This window comes from Citrobacter sp. wls619 (genome assembly GCF_005281345.1).
In the GTDB taxonomy this organism is placed as follows: Bacteria; Pseudomonadota; Gammaproteobacteria; order Enterobacterales; family Enterobacteriaceae; genus Citrobacter.
This window is the reverse complement of sequence record NZ_SZXJ01000101.1, coordinates 24,282-43,119: the sequence shown is the minus strand read 5'-3', so window position 1 is coordinate 43,119 and position 18,838 is coordinate 24,282. Positions and strand designations below refer to the sequence as shown.

General features: G+C 51.4%; 16 protein-coding genes and 4 tRNA genes. 4 read left to right on the top strand and 16 right to left on the bottom strand.

The features are described 5' to 3' along the window. Positions 1 to 50: 50 nt before the first annotated feature. From FDX19_RS22720 to nagB, 9 genes are all read right to left on the bottom strand, one after another. Positions 51 to 125 (bottom strand) — tRNA-Gln (locus tag FDX19_RS22720). Positions 126 to 162: 37 nt separating this feature from the next. After that, a tRNA-Gln gene (locus tag FDX19_RS22715) sits at positions 163 to 237 on the bottom strand. Between the two features lie 23 nt (positions 238 to 260). Then, positions 261 to 345: transfer RNA gene (locus FDX19_RS22710), tRNA-Leu, on the bottom strand. 8 nt (positions 346 to 353) lie between these two features. Continuing rightward, positions 354 to 430: transfer RNA gene (locus tag FDX19_RS22705), tRNA-Met, on the bottom strand. 223 nt (positions 431 to 653) lie between these two features. Next, a complete protein-coding gene (asnB, locus tag FDX19_RS22695; protein WP_137384496.1) occupies positions 654 to 2,318 on the bottom strand; it encodes an asparagine synthase B in 1,665 nt (554 codons plus the stop codon). A gap of 300 nt (positions 2,319 to 2,618) precedes the next feature. Continuing rightward, positions 2,619 to 3,371: a ribonucleotide monophosphatase NagD gene (nagD, locus tag FDX19_RS22690; RefSeq protein WP_137345352.1), complete on the bottom strand. Its 753-nt coding sequence runs from the start codon at positions 3,369 to 3,371 to the stop codon at positions 2,619 to 2,621. Positions 3,372 to 3,428: 57 nt separating this feature from the next. Beyond that, entirely contained in the window at positions 3,429 to 4,649 is a 1,221-nt protein-coding gene (locus tag FDX19_RS22685; RefSeq protein WP_137384495.1) for an N-acetylglucosamine repressor, read from the bottom strand. A gap of 8 nt (positions 4,650 to 4,657) precedes the next feature. Further along, positions 4,658 to 5,806 (bottom strand): N-acetylglucosamine-6-phosphate deacetylase, encoded by a 1,149-nt coding sequence (gene nagA / locus FDX19_RS22680; RefSeq protein ID WP_137384494.1) that lies wholly within the window; start codon positions 5,804 to 5,806, stop codon positions 4,658 to 4,660. A 60-nt stretch (positions 5,807 to 5,866) separates the two neighbouring features. Continuing rightward, complete coding sequence (nagB, locus tag FDX19_RS22675; RefSeq protein ID WP_003022803.1) at positions 5,867 to 6,667, bottom strand: glucosamine-6-phosphate deaminase; 801 nt, start codon at positions 6,665 to 6,667, stop codon at positions 5,867 to 5,869. Positions 6,668 to 7,017: 350 nt separating this feature from the next. On the opposite strand from nagB, the gene nagE reads away from it, so the two are divergent. The 4 genes from nagE (at position 7,018) to chiQ (ending at position 13,198) form a co-directional block, all read left to right on the top strand. Next, on the top strand, positions 7,018 to 8,967 hold the full coding sequence (gene nagE / locus FDX19_RS22670; protein WP_137384493.1) for a PTS N-acetyl glucosamine transporter subunit IIABC: 1,950 nt from the start codon (positions 7,018 to 7,020) through the stop codon (positions 8,965 to 8,967). A 213-nt stretch (positions 8,968 to 9,180) separates the two neighbouring features. After that, complete coding sequence (gene glnS, locus FDX19_RS22665; protein WP_137384492.1) at positions 9,181 to 10,848, top strand: glutamine--tRNA ligase; 1,668 nt, start codon at positions 9,181 to 9,183, stop codon at positions 10,846 to 10,848. A gap of 561 nt (positions 10,849 to 11,409) precedes the next feature. Next, a complete protein-coding gene (gene chiP, locus FDX19_RS22660; RefSeq protein WP_137384491.1) occupies positions 11,410 to 12,816 on the top strand; it encodes a chitoporin in 1,407 nt (468 codons plus the stop codon). A gap of 49 nt (positions 12,817 to 12,865) precedes the next feature. After that, positions 12,866 to 13,198, top strand: a complete 333-nt coding sequence (gene chiQ / locus FDX19_RS22655) for a ChiQ/YbfN family lipoprotein (protein ID WP_005121405.1) — start codon at positions 12,866 to 12,868, stop codon at positions 13,196 to 13,198. A 51-nt stretch (positions 13,199 to 13,249) separates the two neighbouring features. Here chiQ and tcuB read toward each other — a convergent pair whose 3' ends face one another. The 7 genes from tcuB to ybfE form a co-directional block, all read right to left on the bottom strand. Then, entirely contained in the window at positions 13,250 to 14,362 is a 1,113-nt protein-coding gene (gene tcuB, locus FDX19_RS22650; protein WP_137384490.1) for a tricarballylate utilization 4Fe-4S protein TcuB, read from the bottom strand. Beyond that, positions 14,349 to 15,752 carry an FAD-dependent tricarballylate dehydrogenase TcuA gene (gene tcuA, locus FDX19_RS22645; protein WP_137384489.1) on the bottom strand — a complete coding sequence of 468 codons (1,404 nt, stop codon included), beginning with the start codon at positions 15,750 to 15,752 and terminating at the stop codon, positions 14,349 to 14,351. The genes tcuB and tcuA overlap by 14 nt, the downstream gene beginning before the upstream one ends. Before the next feature lie 97 nt (positions 15,753 to 15,849). Beyond that, complete coding sequence (gene tcuR, locus FDX19_RS22640; RefSeq protein WP_137384488.1) at positions 15,850 to 16,776, bottom strand: tricarballylate utilization LysR family transcriptional regulator TcuR; 927 nt, start codon at positions 16,774 to 16,776, stop codon at positions 15,850 to 15,852. A 128-nt stretch (positions 16,777 to 16,904) separates the two neighbouring features. Next, positions 16,905 to 17,351, bottom strand: coding sequence for a ferric iron uptake transcriptional regulator (fur, locus tag FDX19_RS22635; protein WP_003022836.1), 447 nt, complete (start codon positions 17,349 to 17,351; stop codon positions 16,905 to 16,907). Next, complete coding sequence (locus FDX19_RS22630; protein ID WP_100247215.1) at positions 17,344 to 17,430, bottom strand: ryhB-regulated fur leader peptide; 87 nt, start codon at positions 17,428 to 17,430, stop codon at positions 17,344 to 17,346. The genes fur and FDX19_RS22630 overlap by 8 nt, the downstream gene beginning before the upstream one ends. Positions 17,431 to 17,640: 210 nt before the next feature. Next, positions 17,641 to 18,171, bottom strand: a complete 531-nt coding sequence (gene fldA, locus FDX19_RS22625; protein ID WP_003022839.1) for a flavodoxin FldA — start codon at positions 18,169 to 18,171, stop codon at positions 17,641 to 17,643. A 279-nt stretch (positions 18,172 to 18,450) separates the two neighbouring features. Continuing rightward, positions 18,451 to 18,738, bottom strand: coding sequence for a LexA regulated protein (gene ybfE, locus FDX19_RS22620; protein WP_005121400.1), 288 nt, complete (start codon positions 18,736 to 18,738; stop codon positions 18,451 to 18,453). Positions 18,739 to 18,838: the final 100 nt, after the last annotated feature.

The following is an 18,838-nucleotide window of genomic DNA, read 5'->3' as shown; positions in this document are numbered from 1 at the left end:
TGTGCTCTAACCAGCTGAGCTACGTAGCCTGATACTATCATATTCTTCGATGGCTGGGGTACCTGGATTCGAACCAGGGAATGCCGGTATCAAAAACCGGTGCCTTACCGCTTGGCGATACCCCAATGACCGTCGCGGTGAACCGCTATATCGAAGAAAAAATGGCTGGGGTACCTGGATTCGAACCAGGGAATGCCGGTATCAAAAACCGGTGCCTTACCGCTTGGCGATACCCCATCCGTGCAACGCTTACGGGTGAATGGTGCGGGAGGCGAGACTTGAACTCGCACACCTTGCGGCGCCAGAACCTAAATCTGGTGCGTCTACCAATTTCGCCACTCCCGCAAAAAAGATGGTGGCTACGACGGGATTCGAACCTGTGACCCCATCATTATGAGTGATGTGCTCTAACCAGCTGAGCTACGTAGCCATCTTTTTTTCGCGTAACCTTATCGGCGTTGCGGGGCGCATTATGCGTATTGAGCCTTGAAGCGTCAACCCCTTTTTCATTGAAAATAGCTGGAATGTGACTGTTTGGTTAGGTTGCGAACAGCATGACGCAATATTCGGCAATTATTAGTTATTAATTGTTTTTTCGCGCGTTAAATCGACATAAAAAAAGAGCCCTGCAGGGCTCTTTTCTAAGGATTGACTTATTTATACGCGGACTGATGCACGCCAACCGCACGGCCAGACGGATCGTTCATGGTTTTAAACGCTTCATCCCATTCAATGGCTTTTGCTGAAGAACAGGCAACCGACGGCCCGCCAGGCACGCATTCAGCTGCGCTGGCAACCGGGAACAATTCCTCAAAAATCTCACGATACAAATACGCTTCTTTAGACGATGGCGTGTTATACGGGAAGCGGAAGCTGGCGGTTTCCAGTTGTTGGTCAGAAACTTGTTCTGCAGCCACCTCTTTCAGGGTGTCAATCCAGCTGTAACCGACACCGTCAGAGAACTGCTCTTTCTGACGCCACGCCACGCTTGCCGGCAGGTAGGACTCAAAACATTCACGCAGAACGTGTTTTTCCATTTTGCCGTTGCCGCACATTTTGTCCTGTGGGTTGATGCGCATCGCCACATCAAGGAATTTTTTGTCCAGGAAAGGCACGCGAGCTTCCACGCCCCAGGCCGACATGGCTTTGTTGGCACGGGCGCAGTCGAACATGTGCAGCGCCTGCAGTTTACGCACGGTTTCTTCATGCAGTTCTTTCGCGTCTGGCGCTTTGTGGAAGTAGAGATAGCCGCCAAACACTTCATCTGACCCTTCGCCCGATAACACCATTTTAATGCCCATTGCTTTAATCTTGCGCGACATTAAGTACATCGGCGTTGAGGCGCGAATCGTCGTGACATCGTAAGTTTCGATGTGATAAATCACGTCGCGGATCGCATCCAGACCTTCCTGCACGGTGAAGTGGATCTCGTGGTGGACAGTACCAAGGTGGTTTGCCACTTCCTGCGCGGCTTTCAGGTCCGGTGCGCCTTCGAGGCCAACCGCGAAAGAGTGCAGTTGCGGCCACCACGCTTCACTGCGTTCCTGATCTTCTACACGACGCGCCGCATACTTTTTCGTGATGGCGGAAATCACGGATGAATCCAGACCGCCGGACAACAGCACGCCGTAAGGAACATCGGACATCAGGTGACTTTTCACCGCATCTTCCAGCGCCTGACGCAGCTCGTTTTTATCCGTAACGTTGTCTTTTACTGCATCGTAATCAAACCAGTCGCGCTGGTAGTACTGACGAATTTCACCGTCTTTACTCCACAAATAGCTACCGGCCGGGAATTCTTTGATCGTGCGGCATACAGGAACCAGCGCTTTCATTTCAGACGCAACATAGAAGTTACCGTGCTCGTCGTAACCCATATACAGCGGGATGATGCCGATGTGATCGCGGCCAATCAGGTAAGCGTCCTGCTCGCTGTCGTACAGTGCGAAGGCAAACATGCCTTGCAGGTCATCCAGAAACTCTGGACCTTTTTCCTGATACAGCGCAAGGATCACTTCGCAGTCAGAACCAGTCTGGAACTGATAGCGATCACCGTATTCGGCACGCAGCGCCCGATGGTTATAAATCTCACCGTTAACGGCCAGGATATGTGTTTTCTTCACGTTATACAGCGGCTGAGCGCCGGCGTTGACGTCGACAATAGACAGACGTTCGTGCGCCAGAATGGCGTTATCGCTGGCGTAAATGCCAGACCAGTCCGGGCCGCGATGGCGCATCAGACGGGACAATTCCAGAGCCTTTTTACGCAGTTCAACTGCGTCAGTTTTAATATCGAATACGCCAAAAATAGAACACATAACCTTCTCCGTTAACCTGTTGCGTGATGCTTTTTATGTTTGCTTGATAAATAAAATGCCGCAAAGCCGCTGGGGGCGCAAGGAGTTTGGTGGGCTGAAAATAAAAAACTCAATGATGATTGTTGAATGGTGAAAAAAGATTACGTAATGAGCGCATTTATTGATGAATCATCAATAAAATGGCAATTTTATTAGATGGGGGTATTTCTGTGGGCCGAATAAGGCGCTTACACCATCATCCGGTATTCGCGCCGCAACATTGCCGGATGATGACGCGCGTGCGTCTTATCCGGCCTGGGATCAAATCACATCAATCTCTGCAACGGAGGGATAGATCCAGCTTGGTCTGAATGGCATGTTGTCAATATCGTCAAGCTTGGATACGCCAGACAGTACCAGGATAGTTTCCAGACCCGCCTGAAAGCCTGCCAGAATATCGGTGCGCAGGTTGTCGCCAACAATGACCGTTTCTTCTGAGTGCGCCTGCATTTTGTTGAGTGCTGCGCGAATAATCCACGGGCTGGGTTTGCCGACATAAAACGGTTTACGGCCGGAGATCTTCTCAATACCGGCGCAGAGCGCACCACAGGCAGGGTAAAAGCCGCGACCGTGGGTATCCGGGTTAGTGGCGATAAAACGTGCGCCGTTAGCCACAAAGTAAGCCGCTTTATGCATCATGTCCCAGTTGTACGAACGGGTCTCTCCGACAATGACAAAATCAGGGTTAACGTCGGTAATGGTAAAGCCCGCTTTATACAGCTCATGGATTAACGCGCCTTCACCCACCACGTAGGCTTTTTTCCCTTCCTGGCGACGGAGAAAATCAGCAGTAGCCATGGCGGAAGTATAAAAGACGCTATCGGGGACATTCACACCCGCGGTGGCGAAGCGGTTTGCCAGATCTTGCCCAGTCTGCGAAGGGTAGTTCGTCAGCAGGACTAACGGTAAACCTTTCTCCAGAATGCCGGTCAGAAATTCTGCTGCACCGGGTACGGCAACATTGTCGTGCATCAGCACGCCGTCGATATCACAAATTACATTCTTAATGGTCATGAACTACCCAGGGAATTCGTTATGAGTCATATAGTAGCCCACTACTATATGAGAGCATTAGCTTTCCAGCAAACGTTGCAGCAATGAACCATTGAGCATGGCGCGCTTCACCAGCGCAAATGCACCAATCGCTGAACGGTGATCCAGCGTGGAACGTACCACCGGTAAATTGTGGCGAAACGCCTTCAGTGCCTGATTATTAATGCAGCTTTCTATTGCCGGAAGCAGGACTTTATCTGCTTCGGTAATCTCACCGGCAATGACGACTTTTTGCGGATTAAACAGGTTAATCGCAATCGCGATGGTTTTACCCAGGTGGCGACCCACGTGCTCGATAACTTCTGCTGCCAGATTGTCACCTTTGTTGGCTGCCTTACAGATAGCTTTGATGCTGCAATCGTCCAGCGTGAGACGGCTCGGATAGCCTTGTTTCAGTAAATTTTGTACGCGATGTTCAATGGACGCATTGGCAGCGATCGTTTCCAGACAACCAAAGTTACCGCAATGGCAGCGTTCGCCCAGCGGTTCAACCTGGATATGGCCTATTTCGCCCACGTTGCCGTTGCGTCCGATGAAAATACGCCCGTTGGAGATAATTCCTGCGCCGGTTCCGCGATGGACACGCACCAGAATGGAGTCTTCGCAGTCCTGACTTGCCCCAAAATAGTGCTCGGCAAGTGCCAGACTGCGGATATCATGGCCGACAAAACAGGTGACCTGAAAACGTTTTTCCAGCGCGTCGACCAGTCCCCAGTTTTCAACCTGAATATGGGGCATATAGCGAATGACGCCACTTTCGGGGTCAACGAGGCCTGGCAGGATAACGGAGATTGCAATCAGCTCACGGATTTTCCGCTGGCAGCTGTCAATAAAGGTGGCAATCGTATTGAGCAGCGCGTGTTCCAGGGTTTCCTGGGTGCGCTCGGGTAGCGGATAATGCTCTTCGGCAACCACTTTGCTGCTCATATCATAGAGCGTCAGCGTGGTGTCGTGGCGGCCAAGGCGAACGCCAATGGCGTGGAAATTACGGGTTTCGGTGACGATAGAGATGGCGCGGCGGCCCCCGGTGGAGGCCTGCTGATCGACTTCTTTAATCAGCCCGCGTTCAATCAGTTGACGCGTAATTTTGGTTACGCTGGCGGGAGCAAGCTGGCTTTGCTCGGCAATCTGAATTCGCGAGATTGGCCCATGCTGGTCAATCAGGCGATAAACTGCCGCGCTGTTAAGCTGTTTTACGAGATCAACATTACCTATTTGAGCTTGTCCGCCTGGTGTCATTCTTTTTCTTACTCAGTAACGACCTCGTTGCCATTAACGATGGTCTTGATAATTTTAAAGTCGTGCGTGAACGCGGTCAGGTTGGCTACTTTGCCTGGCGCGATACTGCCGAGTTGTTTGTCGACGCCAATGGCGCGAGCAGGGTAGAGCGTTGCCATACGCAGGACTTCGTCCAGTGCGATACCGCAATGTTCAACCAGATTGCGTACACCTTCGATCATGGTTAATGATGAGCCGCTCAGTGTGCCGTTCTCATCAACGCACAGTCCATTGCGGTAGTATATTGTTTTACCAGCGAAAATGAACTGCTCAATGTTTGCACCCGCCGGCGCAGTTGCGTCGGTTACCAGGCACAGTTTGTCACCTTTCAGGCGTTTGGCATTGCGAATGTTGGCATAGTCAACATGCATGCCATCGGCGATGATACCGCAATAAATATCGGCCTCATCCAGAATCGCGCCTGCCAGACCTGGTTCGCGACCGGTAATATAAGGCATCGCATTGAACAGATGTGTTGCAAAGGAAATGCCTGCACGGAAACCGATTTTTGCTTCTTTCAGCGTCGCGTTAGAGTGGCCCGCAGATACCACGATACCTGCATTCACCAGTTGGGCGATCACGTCGACAGGAACCATTTCAGGCGCCAGCGTCACTTTGGTGATGACATCCGCATTATCGCACAGGAAATTGACCAGCGCAGCGTCTGGCTGGCGGACAAAGCTCGGATTATGCGTACCTTTTTTCACCAGATTCAGCCACGGACCTTCAAGGTGTAGCCCTAATGCCTGATTTGGATGCTTAGCGAGGTATTCACGCATAACGCGAACACCCTGCTTCATCAGGTCATCGCTGGTGGTGATTAGCGTTGGCAGATAGTTGGTGCAGCCAGATTTTTCATTGGCTTTCTGCATGATTTCCAGCGTTTCAACGGTAACGGCCTCTGCCGTATCGTTAAACTGTACACCGCCGCAGCCGTTTAACTGCACATCAATAAAACCGGGGGAGACAATGGCCCCATTCAGCGAGCGCTGTTCAATCCCTGACGGCAATTCAGACAGTGGGCAAACGCTATCGATCAGGCCATTGGCGACAACAATCGCATGGTCATCAAGAATTTCGTGACCGGTAAAAATCCGGCCCTGGGTTAAAGCATACATTCCGACCCCCGATTTCAAAAAAATGCCGCCCTGCACGTTTTCGACAGGGCGGGGACATCATTACAGACCTTTAATATTTTCCGCTTCTAACTCGTTAAAGTATTTCAGCGTCTTCACTTTCAGTTCCATAGTGGAAGGCTCATCGCAGACCACAACCGCTTTCGGATGCAGTTGCAGACAGCTGATAGTCCACATGTGGTTAACGTTACCTTCAACAGCCGCCTGCAGCGCCTGGGCTTTCTGGTGACCCAGCACCAGGATCATTACTTCTTCAGCATCCAACAGGGTGCCCACGCCTACGGTCAGTGCATATTTAGGCACCTGGCTTACGTCGCCGTCAAAGAAGCGTGAGTTTGCTACACGGGTGTCGTGGGTCAGCGTTTTGATACGAGTACGGGAAGCTAAAGAAGAAGCGGGTTCGTTGAACGCAATGTGCCCATCGTTACCTACGCCGCCCATAAACAGATGGATTTTACCGTAAGAACGGATTTTCTCTTCATACTGACGGCATTCTGCATCAATATCCGGCGCGTTACCATTGAGGAGGTTGATATTTTCTGCTGGAATATCAACATGATCAAAGAAGTTACGGTGCATAAAGCTGTGATAGCTTTCCGGATGCTCTTTCGGCAGGCCAACATATTCGTCCATGTTGAAAGTGACAACATGTTTGAAGCTCACCTGGCCCGCTTTGTGCATTTCGACTAATGCTTTATAGGCAGTCAGCGGAGTGCCGCCAGTCGGCAGGCCCAGAACGAACGGACGATCTGCCGTTGGTTTGAACGCGTTAATACGGTTAACGATATGGCGAGCAGCCCATTTGCCGACTTGTTCAGCGGTATTCAGGGGGATCAGTCTCATTCTTCACCTCAAAAGTAAATGTAAGCAGTTGGCGGATTGAGTCTCTGTGCAGTATTAAGCGTAACCTGGTTTTGCATCGGTAAGGATCAATCCGTTTCGATTTTTTGAATGATAAAATAAGTTTTCGTAGTTAGCCAGTGTAAGGGGGGGTTAATAACGATATTTGGTGATTGGAATCACAAAAAACACGCTTTTAATTTGCGATACGAATTAATTTTTCACACACTCTGAATGTAGATGAATGGTTAATGTTGTTGTTCCAAAATCTCTTGCTGTTGCAGTCAGGAATGGTCGCACAATAAAAATATGGCTTCAAAGGAGCCTAATCGGGGTCTCGTAGGGGGAATAAAATGAATATTTTAGGTTTTTTCCAGCGGCTGGGTAGGGCGTTACAGCTCCCCATCGCGGTGCTGCCAGTCGCGGCACTGTTGCTGCGATTCGGCCAACCAGATTTACTGAACGTACCCTTCATCGCGCAAGCGGGTGGGGCTATCTTTGATAACCTCGCGTTAATTTTTGCTATTGGTGTGGCTTCCAGCTGGTCTAAAGACAGCGCGGGTGCGGCAGCGCTGGCAGGTGCGGTTGGTTATTTCATATTGACCAAAGCAATGGTTACCATTAACCCGGCGATCAACATGGGCGTCCTGGCGGGTATCATCACCGGTCTGGTCGGCGGTGCCGTGTATAACCGTTGGTCTGGCATCAAACTGCCTGATTTCCTGAGCTTCTTCGGCGGCAAACGTTTTGTACCCATCGCCACTGGTTTCTTCTGTTTGATACTGGCTGCTATCTTCGGCTACGTGTGGCCGCCGGTGCAGAACGCCATCCATGCGGGCGGTGAGTGGATCGTGGGCGCTGGCGCGCTGGGCTCTGGTATTTTTGGTTTCATCAACCGTCTGCTGATCCCAACCGGTCTGCATCAGGTGCTGAACACCATCGCCTGGTTCCAGATTGGCGAATTCACTAACGCAGCAGGTACCGTATTCCACGGTGATATCAACCGCTTCTACGCGGGTGACGGCACTGCGGGTATGTTCATGTCTGGCTTCTTCCCGATCATGATGTTTGGTCTGCCGGGTGCGGCACTGGCGATGTACTTCGCGGCGCCGAAAGCACGTCGTCCGATGGTTGGCGGTATGCTGCTGTCCGTTGCGATCACTGCATTCCTGACCGGTGTTACCGAGCCGCTGGAATTCCTGTTCATGTTCCTGGCGCCGTTGCTGTACCTCCTGCACGCCGTTCTGACAGGTATCAGCCTGTTCGTTGCGACGCTGTTGGGTATCCATGCGGGCTTCTCCTTCTCCGCAGGTGCTATCGACTACGTGTTGATGTACAACCTGCCGGCTGCAAGTAAGAACGTCTGGATGCTGGTCGTTATGGGTCTGGTGTTCTTCGTTATTTACTTCGTCCTGTTCAGCGCGGTTATTCGTATGTTTAACCTGAAAACGCCGGGCCGCGAAGATAAAGAAGACGAGATTGTTACTGACGAAGCGAACAGCAATACCGAAGAAGGTTTAGCTCAACTGGCAACCAGCTACATTGCAGCGGTTGGCGGTACGGATAACCTGAAAGCGATTGATGCCTGTATCACCCGTCTGCGTCTGACCGTTGGCGATTCTGCCCGCGTAAATGATGCGATGTGCAAACGCTTAGGCGCATCGGGTGTGGTTAAGCTGAACAAACAAACTATTCAGGTCATCGTGGGTGCGAAAGCTGAATCTATCGGCGACGAAATGAAGAAAGTTGTGGCTCGTGGTCCGGTTGCGGCAGCGTCTGCTGACAAAGCCCCGGCAGCGGCTGCCCCGGTTGCAAAACCGCAGGCGGTAGCGAATGCAGCCACCATTGAAGCGCTGGTTTCCCCGATTACCGGTGATGTGGTTGCACTGGAGCAGGTGCCTGATGAAGCGTTCGCCAGCAAAGCAGTGGGTGACGGTGTGGCGGTAAAACCAACGGATAAAATCGTGGTTTCTCCGGCAGCGGGTACTATTGTGAAAATCTTCAACACCAACCATGCGTTCTGTCTGGAAACGGAAAAAGGCGCGGAAATCGTGGTCCATATGGGTATCGATACCGTGGCGCTGGAAGGTAAAGGCTTTAAACGTCTGGTTGAAGAAGGTGCGGTTGTTGCAGCAGGTCAACCGATTCTGGAAATGGATCTGGAATACCTGAACGCGAACGCACGTTCCATGATTAGCCCGGTTGTTTGCAGCAATAGCGATGATTTCGGTGGTCTGGTTGTTAAAGCCGAAGGTCATGTCGTTGCCGGTCAAACACCACTGTATGAGATTAAAGGTAAGTAATTGCTCGTAGGCTGGATAAGGCGTAAGCGCCGCCATCCGGCACGATGAGATGAATTAAACGCGGCGGGGGATATTCCTCCGCCGCTTTTTTTTGCAGCAAATGTCCTTATTATTTTCATCTGGTACGTATTTTCCGTAACTAAGGGTTGTCACTACGTCCGGCTTATAAGATCATATGCCGTTATACGTTGTTTACGCTTTGAGGAATCCACGATGAGTGAGGCTGAAGCCCGCCCGAGTAACTTTATTCGTCAGATCATCGATGAAGATCTGGCCAGTGGTAAGCACACCACTATCCATACCCGTTTTCCGCCGGAGCCAAATGGCTATCTGCACATTGGCCACGCGAAATCCATTTGTCTGAACTTTGGTATTGCGCAAGATTACCAGGGCCAGTGCAACCTGCGTTTTGATGATACGAACCCGGTTAAAGAAGATATCGAGTACGTTGAATCGATTAAAAACGACGTTGAATGGTTAGGTTTCCACTGGACTGGCGACATTCGCTACTCTTCGGATTACTTCGATCAGCTACATGCTTACGCGGTAGAGCTTATTAACAAAGGCCTGGCGTATGTCGACGAACTGTCTGCTGACGAAATTCGCGAATACCGTGGCACGCTGACACAGCCGGGTAAAAACAGCCCGTTCCGCGATCGCAGCGTTGAAGAAAACCTCGCGCTGTTTGAAAAAATGCGTACCGGTGGTTTTGAAGAAGGTAAAGCCTGCCTGCGTGCGAAAATCGATATGGCTTCGCCGTTTATCGTGATGCGTGACCCGGTGCTGTACCGCATTAAGTTTGCTGAACACCATCAGACGGGCAACAAGTGGTGCATCTATCCGATGTACGACTTCACCCACTGCATCAGCGATGCGCTGGAAGGCATCACACATTCACTGTGTACGCTGGAATTCCAGGATAACCGTCGTCTGTACGACTGGGTGCTGGATAACATCACCATTCCGGTTCACCCGCGCCAGTACGAGTTCTCGCGCCTGAATCTGGAATACACCGTGATGTCCAAGCGTAAGCTGAACCTGCTGGTGACTGATAAGCACGTTGAAGGCTGGGACGATCCGCGCATGCCGACTATTTCGGGCCTGCGCCGTCGTGGTTACACCGCTGCTGCGATTCGTGAGTTCTGCAAACGCATCGGTGTGACCAAACAGGACAACACCATTGAGATTGCCTCTCTGGAATCCTGCATCCGTGAAGATCTGAACGAAAACGCACCGCGCGCAATGGCGGTTATCGATCCGGTGAAACTGGTTATCGAAAACTACCCGCAGGGCGAAAGCGAGCTGGTCACGATGCCTAACCACCCGAGCAAGCCGGAAATGGGCAGCCGTGAAGTGCCTTTCAGCGGTGAAATCTGGATCGACAGGGCCGATTTCCGCGAAGAAGCCAACAAACAGTACAAGCGTCTGGTGATGGGTAAAGAAGTCCGTCTGCGTAATGCTTACGTTATTAAAGCTGAGCGCGTAGAGAAAGATGCAGAAGGGAATATCACCACCATTTTCTGTACTTACGATGCTGACACGCTGAGTAAAGACCCGGCCGATGGGCGTAAAGTAAAAGGCGTTATTCATTGGGTAAGTGCGGCTCATGCGCTGCCGATTGAAATCCGTCTGTACGATCGTCTGTTCAGCGTACCTAACCCGGGGGCTGCGGAAGATTTCCTGTCCGTGATTAACCCAGAGTCGCTGGTGATTAAACAGGGCTATGGTGAGCCTTCGCTACAGGCCGCTGTTGCTGGTAAAGCGTTCCAGTTCGAGCGTGAAGGATACTTCTGCCTCGACAGCCGCTATGCAACAGCTGACAAACTGGTGTTTAACCGCACCGTGGGTCTGCGCGATACATGGGCTAAAGTAGGCGAATAAACCGTCGTTACGCATCCTTTCGAACGCCGCACTCTGCGGCGTTTTTTTTCGCCTGAAAACGGTTAGCAGACTCTATTTGCGCAGCGAAATAATTGTTATTCAGGAATGGTTTTTGCTGTTTATATTTTTCTAACAAAAACCTTGTGTTATCAGTCACTCTGGACTGAAACCGATTTCATCTTTATGGAAAACAAGCCTTTTTTCAATTATTCAACGCTTTTTTATCTTCCAATGAAAATGTAACAGAAAGCAATGAAATATGTGCGGTTGCTCATGTTCTTACATACTGGTTACAAAAAGAGATTGATAATTCGCGTCGCGAAAAATAGTCTATTCATTGTAGTCAATGAGGTTTTCTCAGCGCTACTTTTTTAATTTTTGCTTTTTCGCTGACCGCTTTTATCGGCAGCATTTTATACCCAATGAATTTCGAGTTGCATCAAGGCGGCGACGCCGCGAATTCCCTGGAGCGTACATCAGTACGTGACGGGGATGAGCGAGGAAAGCCAACGCAGATGCGGCTTGAAAGACGAAGGGTTATACGTCAAAGAGGATTAACATATGCGTACGTTTAGTGGCAAACGTAGTACGCTGGCGCTGGCTATCGCCGGTATCACAGCAATGTCGGGTTTTGTTGTCGCTCCCCAGGTTCACGCCGAGGGTTTTATTGATGACTCTACCTTAACGGGTGGCATTTATTACTGGCAGCGTGAGCGTGACCGTAAAGATGTGACCGATCATGACAAATACAAAACTAACCTTTCTCACTCCACCTGGAACGCTAACCTCGACTTCCAGTCCGGTTATGCGGCTGATATGTTTGGTATTGATGTCGCAGCATTTACCGCTATCGAAATGAACGAAAGTAGCGAAAGTGGCCATCCAAACGAAATCGCATTCTCTTCAAAAAATAAAGGCTATGACGAAGATTACTCCGGCGATAAGAGCGGGATTAGCCTGTATAAAGCGGCCGCCAAATTTAAATTTGGCCCAACCTGGGCGCGCGCGGGTTATATTCAGCCAACCGGACAAACTCTGCTGGCACCACACTGGAGCTTTATGCCTGGTACCTATCAGGGTGCTGAAGCCGGTGCCAACTTCGATTATGGCGATGCGGGTGCGCTGAGCTTCTCCTATATGTGGGCCAACGAATATAAAGCGCCGTGGCACACCGAAGTCGATAAATTCTATCAGGCCGATAAAAAGACCAAAGTTGATTACCTCCATTCAATCGGCGCCAAGTATGACTTCAAAAATAACCTGTTGCTGGAAGCCGCATTCGGTCAGTCTGAAGGCTACGTCGATCAGTATTTCGCCAAAGCCAGCTACAAATTTGATTTAGGCGGTAACCCATTTACTACCAGCTACCAGTTCTACGGTGCCCGCGATAAGGTTGATGACCGTACGGTTAACGACATTTATGATGGCACGGCCTGGCTGCAGGCACTGACCTTCGGCTACAAAGTGGCAGAAGTCGTTGATCTGCGACTGGAAGGAACCTGGGTTAAAGCTGACGGGCAGCAGGGCTACTTCCTGCAGCGTATGACCCCGACCTATGCGTCTTCAAACGGTCGTCTGGACGTTTGGTGGGATAACCGCTCTGACTTCAACGCCAACGGTGAAAAGGCCGTGTTCTTCGGTGCGATGTATGACCTGAAGAACTGGAACCTGCCTGGCTGGGCTGTGGGTGCATCATACGTTTACGCGTGGGATGCTAAACCGGCAACCTGGCAGCTCAACCCGGATGCATATTACGACAAAAATCGTACTATCGAAGAGTCGTCTTACAGCCTGGATGCGGTCTATACCCTGCAGGACGGCCGTGCGAAGGGCACAATGTTTAAACTGCACTTCACCCAGTACGACAACCATTCGGATATTCCGAGCTGGGGCGGTGGTTACGGTAACATCTTCCAGGATGAGCGCGACGTGAAATTCATCGTTATTGCTCCGTTCACCATCTTCTAATGCCGACAGCGGCAGGCCGCAAGCCTGCCGTTTTGTTGAGGAGTGTGTTATGAAAAAGCTGATACTCATCGCCGTCATGGCATCAGGGCTGGTTGCCTGTGCGCAATCACCCGCGCCGAAAGAAGATAGCCGTCTTAAGGAAGCCTACAGCGCGTGTATCAATACCGCGCAAGGCTCGCCGGAGAAAATCGAAGCCTGTCAAAGCGTGTTGAATGTGCTGAAGAAAGAAAAACAGCACCAGCAGTTTGCGAATGAAGAAAGCGTGCGCGTACTGGATTACCAGCAGTGTATCCAGGCAACGCGTACGGGTAACGATCAATCCGTTAAGGCCGATTGTGATAAGGTCTGGCAGGAAATTCGCAGTAATAATACGGCGAAATAAAACGTGGTATGCACAAGAACGGGCGGAGATATTTCTTCGCCCGTTTGCTTTTTAGCGTCGTTTCTCAATTGCCCACTTGAGTAATGCCGCGCAACGGTAAAATCCGTGGGCGAATTTTCCGTATGGGATGGTCAGAAATAGCGCCATCACGACACCAAGATGAATAGCAAGCAAAATAGCCATCCATGAGGTATCTCTGCCTGCCAGCAGCGCTAAGCCCGTCAGACTCGTCAGTAGCAGCAACAGGATAAAACCGCGGTCCATCGGCTTTTGCCGCGCGTCGCCCTGTAGCGGTGAGCGTTTAAAATTCAGCCATAGCAAGCCAGCCGGGCCGAGAACCAGACCAATACCGCCCAACGTGCCCAGCATGACCGGAACGCTGAAGAACGGGTAGGGAGCTTCTATGCCGGCAAAGTAGTGATAGCCCGTTGCCACCACGGTGGCGGCAAAGCAGAGCAGAAAACCGTAGAAGGTGAAGTGATGGAAACGGCGGCGCATCAGGGTGAAGGCATCATCCGCTTCGTTACACCCTTTGCCGTGCCCGCCATCGAGATATTTCAGCATCAGCGCATTGTGTGAGGCTTCAGCAATGTCAGCAGAACTCGGCATCCCCGGAGAAATCTCCCGCCAGAAGCGGATAACGCCCGCCATCAGCAGACCCATCGCCAGAATAAAGACTGAACCAAACATCCATGCCAGCAGGTTATGCGGGAAAATTTGATAAAAATCTCCGGCCAGCGGAGGATGGAACAGGGAACCTTTTAACCCCATGGCAAGAAGTAAAAACAGGATCAGGCCAAAAACCAGCGACAGCGTTACGGTCATGCCAGCCCGGCGGTAAAGCGCGCCAAAGGCGGCGGGTTGCGTATAGTGTTGATAGGTTTCCAGCCTTACTTCTGCCATTGCTTTCGGTACATTGATAGCAAATTCATGGGGCGGCGCGTATTGACACGCGTGCAGGCAGGCACCGCAGTTATGGCACAAGTTCGCCAGATAGTTGATATCCGCTTTAGCGAATTCCAGACGCTGAGTCATCGCCGGGAAAACGGCGCAAAAACCCTCACAATAGCGGCAGGCATTGCAGACTTGCATGACTCGTTCAACTTCTGCTTCCGGCTCGGTTAGCATTTTCGCTTCGATAATTAATTTCTCAAGCGGTTGCATGATGTGCCTCCTCACGTGCTGCCAGCGCGGCTTCTTTTCCGGCAATACGGCCAAAGGTGGTCCCTATCGACATGCCTACACCCGCGGTGTAGCCTTTTCCCAGCACGTTGCCCGCCATCATCTCCCCGGCGACGAACAGATTGCGACTTGGACGCCCGGCAAAATGCACCGCGGCGTGTTCATTCACCTTTAATCCCAGGTAGGTGAAGGTGATGCCTGGCCGCAGGGCATAGCCGTAGTAAGGCGGCTGGTCCAGCGGTCGCGCCCAATGTGTTTTGGCCGGTGTCAGGTTTTGTGTTGCACAGTTATCCAGAGTGGTGTGGTCAAAGTGCCCAGGCCGGCAGGCGCTGTTGTACTGCATGACAGTATGGGTAAAGCGCTCAGTATCCAGTCCCAACTGACGTGCCAGTTCTGCTAGCGTATTGGCCTGTGCGCCAGGAAAAACCGGAGGCATGAAGTGACCGATCGCTTTACTGTCGATAATGGAGTAACCAATTTGTCCGGGCTGGTGGGCAACCAGACGTCCCCAGATGGCATAGCGTTTGGGCCAGAAGTCTTCGCCTTCATCATAAAATCGTTCTGCATCGCGGTTCACTACGATGCCCAAAGAGACACAGTCCACGCGGGTGCAAATCCCGCCGTCATATAATGGCGCTCTGGCGTCAATGGCTACGCAGTGTGACTGGGAAGGTTCGCCGATGATGTCCGCCCCGGCATCGATCATAAATTTGAGTAATACGCCCTGATTAAAGCGCGTGCCGCGAATGAGGAAGTTATCCGCAGGCCATTCACCGCGGGCGTTCTCACCCCAGGCTTCTCGCAGCCATTCGCGGTTAGACTCAAATCCGCCAGCAGCAAGCACGCAGGATTTCGCGGTAATACGCTCTGCACCTGTCAGCGCCGCCACGAACTCGCCGTTGTGCAGTTCAAGCGCCTGCACCGGTGTGTTATAGCGGATTTGCACCCCCAGTTTTTCTGCGCTGCGATAATAGGCGTTCACGAGGGCTTTTCCTCCGCCCATAAAGAAGGCATTCGTTCGCGCGACATGCAAAGCGCCAGAAAGTGGAGGTTGAAAGTTAACGCCGTGCTGGCGCATCCAGTCGCGGCATTGGGAAGAGGTACGGATCACCAGGCGTGCCAGTGCTTCGTTGGTATTACCTTCTGTTACACGCCAGAGGTCCTGCCAGAATTCCTCTTCTGGATAGCTCTCCACCAGTACATCCTGTGGCGCATCATGCATACAGCGTAAATTACGCGTGTGCTGGGAGTTTCCTCCGCGCCATTCACGCGGGGCCGCCTCAAGCAGCAGTACCGAAGCGCCTTGCTCCCGGGCGGTTAAAGCGGCACATAATGCAGCATTGCCGCCGCCAATCACCAGAACATCAACCATCGCATACTCCATTACTACTTAACTAATTGTTAAGTTTGTAATTAAAATGTATACGAGTAAGTTGTGGGGACGCTATGACGTGATGCTAAACAGCCCTTTAATTATTGTAAAGAGTCGCACCTGGCCAGCGTCCAGATTCCACCAGTTGATGCATCACTTTGGTGAGTACCACACGGGCAGCGAGACCTGCTGGGGTGAGTTCATCGTCAGAAAGGCTGACCAAAAAGTTGGGGCGGCTAAGTATGGGATTATGGATGCCGACCACTCTTAGCGTCTCTTTATCGAGATGGGATATTGCCGCGCCGGGCTGAAGTGTTGCGCCGATTCCGCTGCGAACGGCGTGCATCAGTAGCGTCAGGCCGTCAATTTCTGTGGCGATCTCAATGTTCAGCGCATGCTCCCGGCTGATAGCATCCAGTCTGCCGCGCAGACCATGACCTGGGCTTGGCATTATCAATGGAATATTAACCAGTTCGGCTGGCGCAATAGTGTCATCCGCAATATCTGCCAGCAAGGTATGAGTACCAATCAAAAATAACCGTTCCTCAAGAATCGCTCTGGCGCTCCAGCGCAGGATTTTTTCCTTCTGAAAGACCACGGCCAAATCAATTTGACGGGTATTAATCATTCGTTCCAGATTGCCAGAGAGACTTTCCACGACATGCAGGCGGACATTGGCATAGCTTTCCCGCATGGCGTTGATGAAAGGCATCCCGAGCACGGAAGCGGTGCTGGGTGCCATGCCGACGCTGACGTGCCCGGAAAGTCTGGCCTCCCGTGCGGCGAGGATCGCATCGTCTGCGTGACGGAGCGCCAGTTGCGCCTGAGAGTAAAAAGCCAGCCCAGCGCTGGTGGGCGTCACGCCACGAGAGGTACGTTGCAGCAGACGTATGGCGAGTTCGTTTTCCAGGCGGGTCATTTGCTGGCTGAGCGCCGAAACACCGATATTGAGATCGAGCGCCGCGCTGCCCATGCTGCCGGTTTCAACAATGCGCACAAAATAGCGTAACTGGCGAAGTTCCATTTCGACTCTCCGATGAAGGCAATTGATTTTTACATTAAAGCAACACAGGAGCGGTGGGAAGGGGAAAGGGGCAGGTAACGCCCATAAAAAAAGCCAACCGGAGGGTTGGCTTTTCAGAAAGCATTACATTATTTGCCGTCGTGGGCGTGCTCATCTTCGCGGCAATCGCCTTCAGCGCAGTGACCGTACAGATAGAGGCTATGGTTAGTTAAACGAATGCCATGTTTAGCCGCAATCTCACGTTGACGCGCTTCGATGGAGTCATCGCTGAACTCGACCACTTTGCCGCAGTCAAGGCAAATCAGGTGATCGTGGTGATGTTGCTGGGTCAGTTCGAAGACGGATTTACCCCCTTCGAAATTATGGCGGGTCACGATACCGGCATCATCAAATTGGTTCAGCACGCGATACACGGTCGCCAGACCAATTTCTTCACCCATGTCGATCAGGCGTTTGTATAAGTCTTCCGCACTGACGTGATGGTTATCCGGTTCCTGAAGAACTTCCAGAATCTTTAAACGAGGAAGCGTTACTTTCAGGCCAGCCTTCTTTAATGCGGTATTGTTGTCAGTCATGCGGAATCTGTCCTGTAGCTAAACGGTTCACTTCATTAACAGAAGTGACAGAAATTGCACTTGAGATAATGCGGATCATTATAGAACTGCCATGCCTAAATGAAAACTGCAAGTCTCTGGCAAATATTGTTAATCAAAACGTGGTATCACCGACAAACACACTGTGCAATACCCGATTGGCATCCAGCCATTGTACAGGGTCAGGCGAAAAAGTTACAAATTTGTAGCAATTATTTTGATTGGTTTTATCTATTGATGCGGCGCAGATGAATATCTGCGCCGCACGAAATCAGGCATTGATGATTTCGTCGAGGTGCAGCTCTTCAGAGATCTGCTTAACCCATTTTTCTACGCGTTCTGCGGTCAGTTCCGGCTGGCGATCTTCATCGATAGCCAGACCGACAAAGTGGTCGTCATCTGCCAGACCTTTGGACGCTTCAAAATGGTAACCCGCCGTTGGCCAGTGGCCGACGATGGTGGCGCCGCGCGGCTCGATGATGTCGCGGATGGTGCCTAACGCATCACAGAAATATTCTGCGTAATCTTCCTGGTCGCCACAGCCGAACAATGCCACCAGTTTACCGTTAAAATCAATGTCTTCGAGAGTAGGGAAGAAGTCGTCCCAGTCGCACTGCGCTTCACCGTAGTACCAGGTTGGGATGCCGAGCAGCAGAATGTCATACCCTTCCAGGTCTTCTTTGCTGCTTTTTGCAATGTCATGTACATCGGCAACGTCTTTACCAAGCTGTTTTTGAATCATTTTTGCGATATTTTCGGTATTACCGGTGTCGCTGCCGAAAAAGATGCCAGTGATTGCCATGAGTAAAATAACCTCTTGAAACTTATTGAAATGGTGGTGGCGCAATGCCCACGGATAAGGGCAATCATAGCAGAACAGTCAGGCATGCGGAAACAGCAAACACGCGGGACTGCACTCTGTGCTACACGATTTATGATTTTTACCCGTCATACTTCAAGCTGCATGTGCGTTGGCTTTCCTCGCTCATCCCAGTCACGTACTTATGTACGCTCCTGGAGATTCGCTGCGTTGCCGCCTTCCTGCAACTTGAATTATTTAGGGTTAGAGCAGAAATTCAGACTAAGCCTGACCGCGCAATGCGGTGAGTTGGTTCATCAGCATCTCTTCGATGAGTTCACTGCGACTCATGTTGCGCGCTTCCGCCAGCTCATTCAGAGCGTCAACGGCATCCGCGTTCAATTTCAGTTCGACACGCTTAAGTCCACGAACTTTGTCGCGTTTAAGCTGATTACGTTTATTAATACGTAACTGTTCATCACGCGAAAGCGGATTGGTTTTGGGTCGTCCCGGGCGACGCTCCTGCGCGAACAGATCTAATGTCGTACGGTCCGTTTGTTCTTTGGCCATGATCTTGGTGACTTCGGGGAAACAATCAGCCAGGCGTCTGCCCGGATGGATAGCGCGCCATAATACATCAGCAGGGGAGGCGCGCCAACGCCCACGCACG